At 42.0% G+C, this 14,056-nt stretch carries 14 protein-coding genes; 4 read left to right on the forward strand and 10 right to left on the reverse strand.

Annotation, left to right across the window (positions count from 1 at the left end; genetic code table 11):
• Positions 1 to 80: 80 nt before the first annotated feature.
• From MTT09_RS03030 to MTT09_RS03040, 3 genes are read right to left on the reverse strand one after another with little or no spacing between them, the layout of a single operon-like run.
• A complete protein-coding gene (locus MTT09_RS03030; protein ID WP_103572933.1) occupies positions 81 to 854 on the reverse strand; it encodes an ABC transporter ATP-binding protein in 774 nt (257 codons plus the stop codon).
• The gene (locus MTT09_RS03035) at positions 854 to 1,861 is read right to left on the reverse strand and encodes a FecCD family ABC transporter permease (RefSeq protein ID WP_429802484.1); all 1,008 of its coding nucleotides are present in this window, start codon (positions 1,859 to 1,861) and stop codon (positions 854 to 856) included. Before MTT09_RS03035 ends, MTT09_RS03030 begins: the two co-directional genes overlap by 1 nt.
• Before the next feature lie 4 nt (positions 1,862 to 1,865).
• Complete coding sequence (locus MTT09_RS03040; protein WP_429802486.1) at positions 1,866 to 2,921, reverse strand: ABC transporter substrate-binding protein; 1,056 nt, start codon at positions 2,919 to 2,921, stop codon at positions 1,866 to 1,868.
• A 219-nt stretch (positions 2,922 to 3,140) separates the two neighbouring features.
• On the opposite strand from MTT09_RS03040, the gene MTT09_RS03045 reads away from it, so the two are divergent.
• Positions 3,141 to 5,372: a nitric-oxide reductase large subunit gene (locus tag MTT09_RS03045; RefSeq protein WP_429802488.1), complete on the forward strand. Its 2,232-nt coding sequence runs from the start codon at positions 3,141 to 3,143 to the stop codon at positions 5,370 to 5,372.
• 71 nt (positions 5,373 to 5,443) lie between these two features.
• Positions 5,444 to 5,998 (forward strand): DUF1523 family protein, encoded by a 555-nt coding sequence (locus MTT09_RS03050; RefSeq protein ID WP_429802490.1) that lies wholly within the window; start codon positions 5,444 to 5,446, stop codon positions 5,996 to 5,998.
• Between the two features lie 13 nt (positions 5,999 to 6,011).
• On the opposite strand, the gene ybeY is transcribed toward MTT09_RS03050, so the two are convergent.
• Complete coding sequence (gene ybeY, locus MTT09_RS03055; protein WP_107969208.1) at positions 6,012 to 6,449, reverse strand: rRNA maturation RNase YbeY; 438 nt, start codon at positions 6,447 to 6,449, stop codon at positions 6,012 to 6,014.
• Positions 6,450 to 6,473: 24 nt separating this feature from the next.
• Here ybeY and queC point away from each other — a divergent pair, with 24 nt between their 5' ends.
• Positions 6,474 to 7,172 carry a 7-cyano-7-deazaguanine synthase QueC gene (gene queC / locus MTT09_RS03060; protein ID WP_429802492.1) on the forward strand — a complete coding sequence of 233 codons (699 nt, stop codon included), beginning with the start codon at positions 6,474 to 6,476 and terminating at the stop codon, positions 7,170 to 7,172.
• 56 nt (positions 7,173 to 7,228) lie between these two features.
• On the opposite strand, the gene MTT09_RS03065 is transcribed toward queC, so the two are convergent.
• Positions 7,229 to 7,873, reverse strand: a complete 645-nt coding sequence (locus MTT09_RS03065) for a hypothetical protein (RefSeq protein ID WP_429802494.1) — start codon at positions 7,871 to 7,873, stop codon at positions 7,229 to 7,231.
• Positions 7,874 to 8,093: 220 nt separating this feature from the next.
• Between MTT09_RS03065 and hcp the strand changes: the two genes are divergently transcribed.
• On the forward strand, positions 8,094 to 9,422 hold the full coding sequence (hcp, locus tag MTT09_RS03070; protein ID WP_002940097.1) for a hydroxylamine reductase: 1,329 nt from the start codon (positions 8,094 to 8,096) through the stop codon (positions 9,420 to 9,422).
• A 33-nt stretch (positions 9,423 to 9,455) separates the two neighbouring features.
• Here hcp and MTT09_RS03075 read toward each other — a convergent pair whose 3' ends face one another.
• The 5 genes from MTT09_RS03075 to mobB are packed head-to-tail and all read right to left on the reverse strand — an operon-like array spanning position 9,456 to position 13,944.
• Complete coding sequence (locus MTT09_RS03075; protein ID WP_429802496.1) at positions 9,456 to 10,433, reverse strand: ferrochelatase; 978 nt, start codon at positions 10,431 to 10,433, stop codon at positions 9,456 to 9,458.
• Positions 10,434 to 12,368: a methionine--tRNA ligase gene (gene metG / locus MTT09_RS03080; protein ID WP_429802498.1), complete on the reverse strand. Its 1,935-nt coding sequence runs from the start codon at positions 12,366 to 12,368 to the stop codon at positions 10,434 to 10,436.
• A gap of 15 nt (positions 12,369 to 12,383) precedes the next feature.
• Positions 12,384 to 12,602: a hypothetical protein gene (locus tag MTT09_RS03085; protein ID WP_002940116.1), complete on the reverse strand. Its 219-nt coding sequence runs from the start codon at positions 12,600 to 12,602 to the stop codon at positions 12,384 to 12,386.
• Complete coding sequence (locus MTT09_RS03090; RefSeq protein WP_002940090.1) at positions 12,602 to 13,465, reverse strand: class 1 fructose-bisphosphatase; 864 nt, start codon at positions 13,463 to 13,465, stop codon at positions 12,602 to 12,604. The genes MTT09_RS03085 and MTT09_RS03090 overlap by 1 nt, the downstream gene beginning before the upstream one ends.
• Positions 13,465 to 13,944 (reverse strand): molybdopterin-guanine dinucleotide biosynthesis protein B, encoded by a 480-nt coding sequence (gene mobB, locus MTT09_RS03095; protein WP_429802500.1) that lies wholly within the window; start codon positions 13,942 to 13,944, stop codon positions 13,465 to 13,467. The genes MTT09_RS03090 and mobB overlap by 1 nt, the downstream gene beginning before the upstream one ends.
• Positions 13,945 to 14,056: the final 112 nt, after the last annotated feature.

Raw genomic sequence — 14,056 nt, forward strand, 5'->3', positions numbered from 1 at the left:
TAGCATTTATGGTTAGCAAATTTAAGTAGAAATTTTAGATAAAACGACTATCTGCCCTTAAAAATTAAGAGCAGATAAATTTAGAGTGGATAAGTGAGGCAGCAGTTTCTTTTTACTTCGTCTATGTAGCTCACGTTTAAATTTAGTCCGTAAAGCTGGCTTAAATTCTCACTTCTGATGATCTCATCAACCGTGCCAAATCCAACCTCGCCATCACCCTTTACAAGTGCCACATATCCGCCAAGAAGCACGGCAAAGTCAGGGTTGTGAGTGGTTAGCACGACCGAGTAGCCAAGCTCTTTTAGCCACTTGACGGTGCGTAGGAATTTATACTGGTTGCCAAAGTCAAGCGCGCTCGTTGGCTCGTCAAATATGATCATCTTTGGCTGCGCAGCCATCGCACGAGCGATCATACACATCTGCTTTTGACCACCACTCATCTGCGTGATAAAGCGATCCTCAAGATACTCGATCTCAAGCTTTTTTATGTAAATTCTAGCGATCTCTTCGTCCTCTTTGCTAGGTCTTGCAAAGATGCCAAGGTGCGCCGCACGTCCCATCGTGATAAACTCAAGTCCGGTGTAGTCATACTCTGTAACCTCGCTTTGAGCCACGTACGCCATAATCTTAGCGCGCTCTTTGTTGCTTAGGCTATCTACATTTTTGCCATCAAGAAAGATCTCGCCTGAAACTGGCTTTAGCGAGCCACTTATTAGCCCAAGAGTTGTTGATTTGCCAGCTCCATTTCGACCAAGAATGGTTAAAATCTCACCTGCGCCTATCTTTAAATTTACATTTTCTAGTTTGCCAGCCCCATTTGGGTAGCTAAAGTTTAAATTTCTAACTTCAAGCATCACGCAACCTTTTTATTTCGCCATAAAACCCAGACGAAAAATACCGTGCCGATAAAGCCAGTAAGTACGCCAAGTGGCACTTCGCTCACGCTTATGCTGCGCGCTAAGGTATCAACAAAAAGCAAAAATATCGCACCCATAAATATGCTTGCAGGCATGCTTTTTATGTTATTTGCGCCAACTAGCATGCGGGCTAGGTGAGGCATGAGAAGTCCCACCCAAGCGACTATACCGCTTATGCAGACGCTACACGCCGTAAGAAGCGTAGCGCAGATGATGATGACAGCGCGCTCAAAAGCCACATTTACGCCCAGTCTTGCCGCACTCTCGTCGCCAAGAGAGAGCAAATTTATACGCCAGCTCATGGCTATTAGCAAAATGGCGCAGATGATCATCACTGGGGCGATGTATATTAAGTTATCGCTATCAAGCTTAGCAAGGCTACCAAGCTGCCAATAAACAATGTCAGGTAGCTTTGTCTCAGGGTCTGCGACATACTTTAAAAAGCCGATGATTGAGCCCATGAGGCCACTTACGATGATACCAGAAAGAACCAGCATAAGCGTGCTCGTGCGCCCCATCATCTTAGGTATGGCTAGAGTGATAGCAACGGCTGCTAGGCCAAAGCCAAATGCAAAAATTTGTATCCAAATTAGCGATAGATCAAAGATGATAGCAGTTGCAGCACCCACGCAAGCGCCTGCTGATACGCCTAGAAGGTCAGGGCTTACAAGCTGGTTTTTAAAGACGCCTTGATAGGCTGCACCACTCACGCTAAGAGCAGCTCCAACAAGGATGGCTGCGATGATACGTGGGATGCGTAAATTTTCTATTACGTTTGTGATGTTGCTAGCTGCACCCTCGCCGTAGCCAAAGCCGTGAGCTAGCACGCTAAAGACGTCGTTAAATGGTATGTAAAATCTACCAACGCCAAGTGCGACAAAGGCGCAAACAAGCGTTAGTAGGGCTAAAAATATAGCAACTATTGAAAAATTTGCGTTTTTCATAATCTTACTTGCTGCTACCGTCAGGGTTTAGGCCTTTTAAGATATAGCCATACTCTGTGTCGGTAAGCTCGTGACCTAAGAACTCTTTATAAAACTCTTTTGTTTTTACTTTCATATCGACATCTTTAAATAGATCTGGTTGGATAGTTTTTGCTGCCCATAAAATTTGAAGTACGTTTTCAGCGCCATATCTATCCCAGCTAAATACACCTTTTGGGTTGCCGTAAATTTTGCCTTTTTTAACAGCGTTTGAGCCAGAGAATGCAGGGTGCTCTTTTATCTTTTTGATCTGTGCGTCTGTGTCATTGCCGCCAACGATGATGATATCAGGGTTTGCATTGATGATCTCTTCAGCGCTAACTTCGATCATTGAACCCTCAGTATTGATAGCATTTACACCGCCACCTAGCTTTATCCAAGTGTTTTGGATGGTGTTTGTACCATCAACTTTTAGCAAATTTGCACCACCAAGAAGGTGAAGTATTTTTGGACGTTTAGCATCAGGGATGCTTTTTGTTCTTGCTGTTACAAACTCAGAGTTATCGTGGATTTTACTAGCAAGTTTTTCAGCTTTTTTTCTAGCGTCATCAGTGCCTATAACTTCAGCTGTTGCGTAGATGCTTTTTTCCATATCTGGGTAGTCTCTAAAGATCAAATTTACCGCGCTAAAGCCGTTTTTGATAAGCTCGTCTTGGTAGTTTTTGTTAGAAACTATGATAACATCAGGGGCAAGCTTAACTAGCTCTTCGATCTGAAGGTCTTTGCCGTTTAGTGCAGCTGGTAAATTTTTAAGTTTTGGATAGATGTGCTCAAACCACTTGTTGGTTTTGATCAGATCAGTTGTGGCTACAACCTTATCCATACCGCCAAGTGCTAGGATGATCTCGTTGTTTGCATTCCACAGTGCTGCGATCTTCTCAACTTTTTCTGGGACGCTTACTTTTACGCCTTTCATATCTGTGATGCTTCTAGCAGACTCAGCAGCGCTTAGACTAAGAGCCGCAAAAAGTGAAGCAACAAGACCTATTTTAGCCACTTTGTGCATGAAATTCATTTGCATATTTTTTCCTTTTTTCGTGTGAAATAGTTTGATTGATATGTTACCGCTATTTACATTAATATTATGTAAAATTTGCATATACATTGTGAAAAATTTGCATATTTTTGTAAATTTCTATAAAACTAATAGGATAAATATTCTCCTTTTATTGATATATGTCATTAGTCACTATTTTGAAATGAGATAAACTTTCTCCTAAATTTTAAAAAAGGAGAATCAATGCGTGAATACAAAAGATACTGGCTCGCACTTGTTGCTGTGCTGGTAGTTTGCTTTAGTATTTTAGGCTACTACGGCGTTGAGGTTTATAGAAATTCGCCTCCAGTTGTAAATTTCACTGACGAAAATGGCAAGGTCGTGATCGATAAAGAGAGCATCTACAAAGGTCAAGAGGCTTGGCAAAGCATAGGCGGTATGCAGGTTGGCTCTGTTTGGGGGCACGGGGCATATCAAGCGCCTGATTGGAGTGCGGACTGGCTTCACAAAGAGTTAGTTGCCTTTTTAGAGATCAAGGCTGATGAAATTTATCATCTAAAATACTCCGATCTAAACGACGAGCAAAAGGCAAATTTAAAGATTTTGCTTAAAAAAGAGTATAGAGAAAATAGCGTAAAGGACGATAAATTTGTGCTAAGCGCTGATAGACTAAAAGCGATAAGTCAAGTAGCTAGCGAGTATGCCGCACTTTTTGGTAATGACCCTAAATTTAAGCCTTTAAGAGAAGCTTATGCGATGAAAGAAAATACGCTTCCAAATGCTAGCGACAGAGCCGATCTTAACAACTTCTTCTTCTGGTCAGCCTGGGCGACAGCGACAAACAGACCTGGTAGCGAGGCAACTTATACAAACAATTGGCCGCACGAACCACTAATCGATAACGTGCCAACAAGTGAGAATGTCTTTTGGTCGATTGCAAGCGTCGTGATACTTCTAACTGGTATTGGATTACTTGTTTGGTTTAGCTCGTTTTATGGCAAAAAAGACGATGAAAAGCTTGAGCCTATCAGTGAAGATCCGCTTAAAAAGCTAGATTTAACACCATCACAAAAGGCGCTTAAAAAGTATCTCTTTGTCACGCTAGCGCTATTTGCGTTTCAAATTTTAATAGGCGGCTTTACAGCTCACTACACAGTCGAAGGACAAGAATTTTATGGCATAAATTTATCAGCCTACATTCCTTATTCGCTTGCCAGAACGTGGCATATACAAGCTAGCATATTTTGGATAGCGACTGGATTTTTAGCAGCTGGACTATTTTTAGCCCCTATCATAAATGGCGGCAAGGATCCAAAATTTCAAAAGCTTGGTGTTGATCTGCTCTTTTACGCACTACTTATCCTTGTAGTTGGCAGTTTTGTGGGCGAATATTTAGCCATCGCAAACATCATGCCTATAAATTTAAGCTTCTGGCTTGGACATCAAGGATATGAATACATCGATCTTGGGCGTGTTTGGCAGATCATTTTGTTTGTCGGTCTTGTCATCTGGATGCTTCTGCTTCTTCGCGGATTTGCAGGTGGGTTTAAAAACAAAGGCGATAAAAATTTACTTGCTATCTTTGCTATGTCAGCGGTTGCGGTTGGCTTATTTTACGGAGCAGGGCTATTTTATGGACAAAGAAGTCCATTGCCAGTGATGGAGTACTGGCGCTGGTGGGTCGTGCATCTTTGGGTTGAGGGCTTTTTTGAGGTATTTGCGACGGCTTCGCTCGCCTTTGTCTTTGTCTCACTGGGTCTTGTCTCAAAAAGATTTGCGACATTTTCAACGCTTGCAAGTGCGTCACTCTTTATGGTAGGTGGGATCCCAGGCACCTTCCATCACCTCTACTTTGCAGGCACTACAACGCCTATAATGGCTATTGGTGCAAGCTTTTCAGCGCTTGAGGTCGTGCCTTTGGTCTTGCTTGGAGCTGAGGCGTATGAGCACTACAAACTCCAGTTTGCTCAAAGCTGGGCTAAAACGCTTAAGTGGCCACTTTACTGCTTCATCGCAGTTGCCTTTTGGAATATGCTAGGTGCTGGTGTCTTTGGATTTTTGATAAATCCTCCAATTTCGCTATTTTACATCCAAGGACTAAATACAACGCCAGTTCACGCACACGCGGCACTATTTGGTGTTTATGGATTTTTGGCACTTGGCTTTGTTTGGCTTGTGGCTACTTATCTATTTAAAGGGCAAGAATTTGATGAAAATCTGATGAAAGTTGGCTTTTGGGGACTAAATGCAGGACTTATGCTAATGATCGTGCTTTCACTACTTCCAATAGGAATTTATCAAGCATTTGCAAGCTTGGAGCAGGGCATGTGGTATGCAAGAAGTGCTGAGCTTTTACAGCAGTCGCACTTGCAAAATTTAAGATGGTTAAGGATGCTTGGCGATACGATTTTAATAATCGGCGGCATCTGCTTCTTTGCTCAGCTTTTAAAATTTATGCTTAATAAAAAGGCTTAAATTTATGGGGGCGCTTTGCCCCTTTATTTAAGCTATCTTTTCATAAAATAGTGCAAATTTAAAGGATAGAAATGATGACATTTTTAAAGAGAATTTGCGTTACATTTGTTGTGCTTTTGCACCTATTTTTGGCGTTTTTGGTTGATTTTTCATTTCCGCACTACGCAAGCGTGCAGATAACTGGCGGCGACGTAAAACGCATGGACAAAGATGGCATAATAGACGCTAAAAACCCAGCCGACGGCCCTGTAAGAGATGTCTATTTTATCTACACAAAAGATGCGAAAAACGCTGAAAAAGTTATGGCTTATAGAAACGAAGATACGGCGTGGGGTTTTCCATTTTATTTTAAATTTAACTCAGCCGACATCCAAGCCAAGGCTCAAGGCTTTACAAATAGCGATAAAAACGTCACTATCAAATACTATGGATATAGAATTTCTATGCTAAATGAGTTTAGAAACGCTATCTCGATAAAAGATAGTGGCACAAACACCAGCTGGCCTATCGCTAGCTACGTGCTTTACTTCATCTTATTTATTTCGCTTGTTATCTGGATAAGAAAGATAAACAAGGCTTTTGTGCCAAAAGTTGAAAATTTAGAGACAAAAAAAGAAGCTGTTTAAATCAGGGGCTAGATCAGCCCTTTTTGTTTATAAGATCAATGAGCCTAACATCTTCGCTTCTTACGATTAGGCTCTTTGGTAAGTTAAATTTAGCTATCACTTCGCACTCTTTTTCTCTCATCTGCCCGTCATCTTTTTCGTGGTCAAAGCCCAAGATATGTAGCAAGCCATGTGTAAAAAGTAGCGCAGTTTCGGCCTCTTCGCTGTGATTTAGTTCGGCAGCTTTTTCTTTTACCATATCTTTGTTTATGACGATTGAGCCAAGTGGGGCGTGTATGACAAGCTCAAGGGGGAAGCTTAAGACGTCAGTAGTTTTATCTATGCCACGCTCAGATCTATTTAGCTCTCTCATCTCATCTTTATTGATAAAAAGAAGCTCAACTTCACCAGGCGTTAGATATGAGCAAATTTGATCTAAAATTTCTGGATAACTCTCTTCGCAAAGTATCATTTTTGGCTTGTCCTTAGTAAATTTTTGTATAATTTTAGCAAATTTAAAGGGCAAAATATGAAAAAAGCAGTTTGTATAATGAGCGGCGGCATGGATAGCACGCTTTGCGCTGTGATGGCAAAGAGGGCTGGGCATGATGTGGTCGCACTTCATTTTGATTACGGACAAAGAACAATGAAGCGAGAAAAGCGCGCGTTTGACGAGATATGTGAGCGACTGGGTGTGGTTAAAAAGATAAATTTAGACGTTAGCTTTATCGCTCAAATAGGCGGAAATTCGCTAACCGATAAGAGCCTGCAGATAAGAAAAGATGGCGTTAGCAAGGACGTGCCAAACACCTACGTGCCGTTTAGAAATGGCGTATTTATCTCTATCGCCGCCGCACTTGCCGAAAAAGAAGGAGCGCAGGCGATCTACATAGGCGTGGTCGAGGAGGATAGCTCCGGGTATCCTGACTGTAAAGAGAGCTTTATAAAAAGCATAAATGAGGCGATAAATTTAGGCACTTCGGCTGATTTTTCTTGCGAGATCGTCACGCCGCTTGTAAATTTAAGCAAGGCTGATATCGTCTCAAAGTCGCTTGAACTTAATTCTCCAATAGAGCTTACATGGAGCTGCTACGAGAGCGAGGATGAGGCGTGTGGGCTTTGTGATAGCTGCAGGCTAAGGCTAAATGGCTTTAAAAAAGCAAACGCCGTTGATAAAATCCCTTACAAAAAGTGAAATTTGCCTTGAAATTTAAAAGCTAGCCACTATAAATTTAGTAGCTAGCCTAAAATTTACTCTAAATTTAGCTCGCTTATCTGCTTTGCAAGTTTCTCTTTATACTCTTTTAAAGATGTTTTTATGATGTTTGAAAAGTCATCATTTGTCACTAGAAAATAAAACTCAGAGTGCTTAAGATCGGTCTTTATCTCTTTGTCTTTGACGCTTAAAAGTGTGTCTATATCCATATTTAGCCCAACCTTGCTAAAACCAAGCGATATGTACGACCAAAATTTGACTATCCTTGCGCTTGCGGTGAGCGTGTTTTCATCGATTAGGCTTTTGTCTTTTACGACTTGATAGCCGTTTTCCTTAAAGGCCTCCTCTATGTGTGACCTTAGCACTGAGCTCACGTTTTGGTTGTTTTCTAAAATGACGTTCCATAGCCCCTTGCCATAGCCGTTTCTCGTCCTACCGATATATTTTTGCTTCTCTTTTGCGCTAACTTCATTTACATTGTGCTTATATAAAGATGGGGTGCTTGCTTGTTTTGGGTCGTTTTCAAAGGCTCTCACATCTTTGACGCTTTCGATGTAAATTTTTGTCTTTTTGCTAATGCTTGAAGGTGCTTGCTCGTCTGGCAAACTCACAAATATCCCTTTTGGAGCGCAGCCACAAAGCATAAAAGCGGCAAATATCGCTAGTAATAAATTTTTCATTTTCATCCTTTTAAATAAATTTCAAATGTAAATCGTTTTTTTGTAAATTTTATTAACTATTTTTTGCAAATTTCAAATTTATATTTTGATATCCATAATCATAAAATCTTAAATTTAATAACTAAAATTTAAATTTAACTTTCCTTGACTGCTATCAACCAAAATGGCTAGCCACCTAGGATAAAATCCGCTTAAATTTTTAAATTCACAAGGAGAAAAGATGAAAGATATGAAGATGTTTTGCCATCAGTGCGAGATGAGCGCTGAGGATGGATGCGGTGCAAAAGGCCAGCCTATGGGCACCTGTGGCAAGAGCGACACACTAGCGCTTTTGCAAGATACGATGGTTTTTGGCTTAAAAGGCCTTAGCGCATACCGCCACCATGCACACGAGCTTGGCGCTGATACTAGCAATGTTGATCGCGTTATGGCTGATACGCTTTATTTTACGCTTACAAACTCAAATTTCAACTTCGATGAGCACATCAAGCAGCTTCTTGAAGTAGGCGGTGCTGGCGTTGAGGTGATGAACCTGCTAAGCGAGGCTCACACAGCTAAATTTGGCATCCCAACACCAGTTAGAGTGAGCCAAAACAAGGTCGAGGGCAAGGCGATTTTGGTAAGTGGTCACAACTTGCATGCCCTAAAAGCGCTACTTGAGGCGACAAAAGATAAAGGCATCAACATCTACACTCACTCAGAGATGCTACCAGCTCACGGATACCCAGAACTACGCAAGTATAGCCACCTAAAAGGCAACGTCGGCAAGGCATGGTTTGACCAAACTAAGCTATTTAACGAATTTAAAGGCGCGATACTAATGACAACAAACTGCATCGTGCCACTACGCTCAAACTGCACATACGCTGATAGGCTATTTGGCTACTCGATCGCAGGCACAAACGGCGTAAAACACATCGAAAACGACGACTTCACACCACTTATCGAGTGCGCTTTAGCTTGCGGCGACGTTAGCGGCTTTGATAGCGACGAGAGCCTAGTAACTGGCGGTCACTACAAGACTATCCTAACTTTAGCTCCTCAAATTTTAGACGCGATAAAGACAGGCAAGATCCGCAGATTTTTCGTGATCGCTGGCTGTGACGCGCCTGGCAAGGGACGTGAGTACTATAGAGAGCTAGCTGCTAGCCTTCCAAAAGACTGTGTGATACTTACTTCAAGCTGCGGTAAATTTAGATTTAACGACATCGACTTTGGCAACGTCCCAGGCACCGAGCTACCACGCTACATCGACCTTGGCCAGTGCAACGACAGCAACGGCGCAGTTAAGATCGCTCTTGCGCTAAGCGAGGCAACGGGCATCGCAGTAAATGACTTGCCAGTTTCTATCGTGCTAATGTGGATGGAGCAAAAAGCGGTCATCATCTTGCTAGCACTATTTAGCCTTGGTATCAAAAACATCAACGTAGGACCAAGTTTGCCTAAATTTTTCAATGAAGAGATCATAAATTTCTTAGTGGATAAATTTAACGTTAGACCAATTAGCGGCGACGCGCAAGCTGATCTAAAATACTTCTTAGGTGAGTAAAAAACTGCCAGGGCTTAGGCTCTGGCTCTAAATTTAAAACAGCCCGCCTTGCTCTTTGCTTTGGCTAAGGCTATCAAGTAGTTCTTCTTTTTTGCAAAGTACAAGGGCGTAGACGAAATTTTGTAGCTTCTTTATCTCGTCTAAATTTTCATAAAAAATGGCGTTTTCAACCTTTAGCGTGCTATCTTTTGGCAGGCAAAATTTAAGCTCGCTTTCGCTGAAATTTCGCCTTAGAAATATACTTTCAGTCAAAAATAGCTCCTCGTCTTCTTCAGCTATCACCGCTCTAAAACTGCCACCAAAACCAACTGGCTTAAAGTCTTTGTCGATAAAGACTGGGTCAAAGTGCGATGAAATCCTGCTTTCTGTCACTTTAAAGCCGATATTGTTTTTCTTAAGATAGCCAAGAAGTCCGCAAAACATCCCAGCAAAAACCCTAGGAATGGATAAATTTTGATAGTATTTGTCATCGTAAATGAGCGTTGTAAAAAAGATCGAGCTTGGATTTAGCACGCTTATGTTTGTGTCAGTCCAGGCTGTCTCGTAAAGTAGCGAGAGCCTTTGAAGTATCCTCGTATCGTCGCTAAAAAATGTGTCAAACAAATTTGCATGAAAAATTTTGTAAAAAAGCTCGGTCAAATTTTCAGGTATGACGTGGGCGTTTTTTTCGAGGTGCGACTTCTCTAAAAGCGCTTTTATGAAGGGATTGACCGCGCAAAATTTGATATTTTTGTGGATCGCCTCAAAGCGCATTAACTTGATGATAGCCGTTTGTAGGCTTGCCACCTTGATAAAGGCTATCTCATCGTCGCTTGGCACGATCTCCTCTTCACTGATGATAGCGTAAGCGCCTTGCTTTATCGCAGGTGCGATCTGATCGCTTTGCGTGGCGATGAGAGCGTAGCCTCGTTTTATATTTTTAGCCTCAAACGCGAAGCTAGTCACGCTTGAGATGCTTGGGTTGTTTAAAATTTGCCCATTTATTATGTGGGTTAAATTTTCTATCGTCATTTAGCCAACGATCGCGCCGTTTTTGACCTTGTCCTGCGTGCCAAGAAGCGTTAGCGAGCCGTCTGATGCGCTTAGTATCATGCCTTGTGAGACATATTTTTTCATCATTGTTCGCTCTTTTAAATTTGCTAAAACGCAAACTTGCTTGCCCACAAGCGAGCTAGGCTCGTAGTATTTGGCGATGCCAGATAAAATTTGACGTGGCTGCTCCTCGCCAAGATCTATCTTAAATTTAAGCAGCTTCTCACTACCCTCAACTCTCTCACACTCGAGCACTTCGCCTACTTTTATCACGATCTTGGCAAAGTCATCGATGCTAATGATATCTTCTTCTTTTTTCTCCTCTTTTGGCTCAGCTTTTGCCTCTACTTTTGGCCCTTCTTTTAGGTCTCTTGCCTCGCCCATTAGCTCTTTTTCTATCCTTGGGAAGAGTGGCTCAGTGGCTTTTGCAGTAAAATTTGAAATTTCATTTTTTAATACAAGGCTTTCGTAAGAAGCAGTATCTATGCTAAAGCCAAGCGTATCAGCTATCTTGGCGCAAGTTTTTGGCATAGCTGGGCTAAGTAGTATCGCCACTTTTGCAAGTAAATTTGCGCAAAGTGCCACAAGTGCGTTTGCCTCGTCACTTTTGCCAGCTTTTACAAGCGACCATGGCTCATACTTCGCAACGGCTGCATTTGCAAGCGTTACGACCTTCCAAAGATCCTCTAAATAGCGGTTTGTCGCTAAATTTTCTAAATTTTTAATTGCCTCATCAAGGTAGCCCTTCGCCTCATCAAGCTCGGCTTTATGAAATTTGATCACGTCTTTTGAGCCAATTTTATAGTCGCTATACTTTGCGCTCATGCCTACTATGCGGCTTAGCAGGTTGCCAAGTCCGTTGCCAAGCTCTGAGTTTATGCGCTCGATTAAGGCTTTTTGGCTGTAGTCGCCATCTTGACCAAAGGGCACCTCTCTAAGCAAAAAGTATCTGAAATTTTCAAGTCCATAAGCGTTTGCGACCTCTCTTGGGTTTATGACGTTGCCCTTGCTTTTGCTCATCTTTTCGCCATCTATCGTCCACCAGCCGTGCGCTGCGACGTGTTTTGGTAGTGGCAAGCCAAGGCTCATCAAAAATGCCGGCCAATAAACTGCGTGAAAACGCAAAATGTCCTTGCCAACGATGTGTGTCGTGTGCGGCCAAAAGTCCATTCTAGCGTTATCTCTTGAGTATCCTAGTGTTGTTAAGTAGTTTATGAGCGCATCAAGCCAGACATACATAACGTGTTTGTCGTCGTTTGCGCTCTTTGGCAGTTTTATGCCCCAGTCAAAGCTCGTTCTTGTCACAGAGAGGTCTTTTAGTCCGCCTTTTACAAAGCTTACAACCTCGTTTTTCTTACCCTTTGGGATGACGCAAAGCTCGTCGTTTTCGTACCATTTTAAAAGTGCGTCTTCGTATTTTGAAAGTTTGAAAAAGTAGCTCTCTTCTTTGACTAAAGATGTCACGCGGCCGCAGTCTGGACAGCGGTTGTCCTCAAGTAGGTCTCTTTGGTTAAAAAATGTCTCGCAGCTAACGCAGTAAAAGCCCTCGTACTCACCCTTGTAGATATCGCCGTTTGCTTGCATCTTTTCAAAGACATTTTGCACGGTTTGCTTGTGCTCTTCGTCGGTCGTCCTTATGAAGTGGTCGTAGCTTATCTCAAATTCATCCCAAAGCGATCTAAATTTCGCACTGATCTCATCAGCATACTCTTTTGGCGTTTTGCCTCTAGCGCGAGCTGCTTGCTCGATCTTTTGACCATGCTCGTCCGTGCCAGTCATGAAGTAGGTCTCTTTGCCTTGCAAGCGGTTAAATCTAGCTAGCGTATCAGCGATGATAGTCGTGTAGGCGTGGCCGATGTGTGGCACGTCATTTACGTAATAAATCGGAGTGGTTATATAAGCTTTTTCTTTCATATTTTTCCTTTAAATTTAAAAATCAAATCCGCCGTCACTGCCGGTGTTGCCTTTTGACATCGAGTTGTAGCAGCTATTTACATACTCTATCCTCGTCTCGCAGTCAAAAAAAGCCTCGCAGTTAAAACAGCTTTTGCGACCTTTTTGCTCTTGGCACTCTTGCATGATTTTAGCCTTTTGTTTTAGGGCTAGTTCAAATGCGTCAAGTGGTTCGTTTGCTTGTGCCTCTTGCATCATTTTTGCTCGTAAAATTTATGCAAAAGCGAAATTTCATCACGTGAGCCAAAGAAGCATGGCGTAGTTTGGTGAATTTTTTCTATTTTTATATCAAAAAGTGTTTGGTTTTTACCGTTTGAGGTTGCGCCCTTTGCGTTTTCATATATAAAGGCAAATGGCAACACCTCAAAGACAACCCTTAGCTTGCCATTTGGATGATCGCTCGTTGCTGGGTAGCTAAAAAGACCGCCGCCTTTTAGTAAAATTTGATGCAAGTCGCTCACCATCGCACCTGAGTATCTTAGCCTATAGCCCTCGTTAAATAGCTCGTTTATGAAGTTTCTATGCGTTTGGCTCCAGCCCTTTTGCGTAGCTCCCGTGGCGTTTAGCTTGCCTTTTTCTTTTAGCTCAAGCTCTTTTACAAATTTAAACTCGCCATCTTTGCCAAGCCTATAAAATTTAGGTAAAGCGCCCTTTTTCTCAGCAATTACTAGCTCAAGCCTTGGACCATAGATGCTGTAAGCTGCGGCTATTAAATTTTCTGGTTTTACCTCGTCTTCGTAGATGCCAAAGATCGAGCCAACGGCGAAATTTACATCTACTAGGCTTGAGCCATCAAGTGGATCGTAAGCGATGATAAATTTAGCATTTTTATTTATCTCAAGCTCGTCCTCTTTCTCTTCGCTAATTAGCGCTTTTACGCATGAAAGCTGCTTAAATTTAGCTGTGATGATCTCATCGCTTTTGACATCAAGTTTTAGCTGGGTGTCGCCAGTTGCGTTTTCGTGAGTTGTGTAGCCAAGATCGGCGTATTTTATGACCTCGCTTATCTCTTTTGCGATATCTTTAATGGTGTTAAAAATTTGGTTTAGTTCTTGCATTATACAGCCTTTGCATTTTTGATTATCCACGCACAAATGGCGTCTATATCGTCTAAATTTATATTTGTGATCTCGTAGGGGATCTGCTCTTTATAAGTGGCGATCGCATCTGAAAAGCTAAGATATGCTTCGTCGATCTCGCCTCTAAAGACGCTTAGTCTTGGCAGTGGCAGTGTCTTTAGTCCCTCGACTAAGAGCATGTCAAACTCGCCGATCATCCTTATGACCTCGTCTATGCCTTGTGAGCTTTGCGAAAAGTAAGTCGTTCTAGTCGGACTCATCACGACTACGTCAGCTCCTGCCTGAGAAAATTTAAAGCTATCCTTGCCTTCAACGTCAAATTTGGCCTTGTCGCCTGGGTCGTGCTTGACTACAACGACCTTTAGCCCATCATCTATAAATTTTTTTGCGACTTTTAAGATAAGCGTCGTTTTTCCGCTATTTGAAGGGCCAGAAAAAGCAATGGCAAGTCTTTTCATAAGAGCCTTTTTCGTTAAAATTTCTTGCGATTATAGCTCATATTGGCTTTAAAATTTATGAGTGAAATTTAAAAAATAAAATGCTAAAATGCGAGAAAATTTAATGTTTTAA

Source organism: Campylobacter concisus (assembly GCF_050447505.1).
Lineage (GTDB): Bacteria > Campylobacterota > Campylobacteria > Campylobacterales > Campylobacteraceae > Campylobacter_A > Campylobacter_A concisus_BP.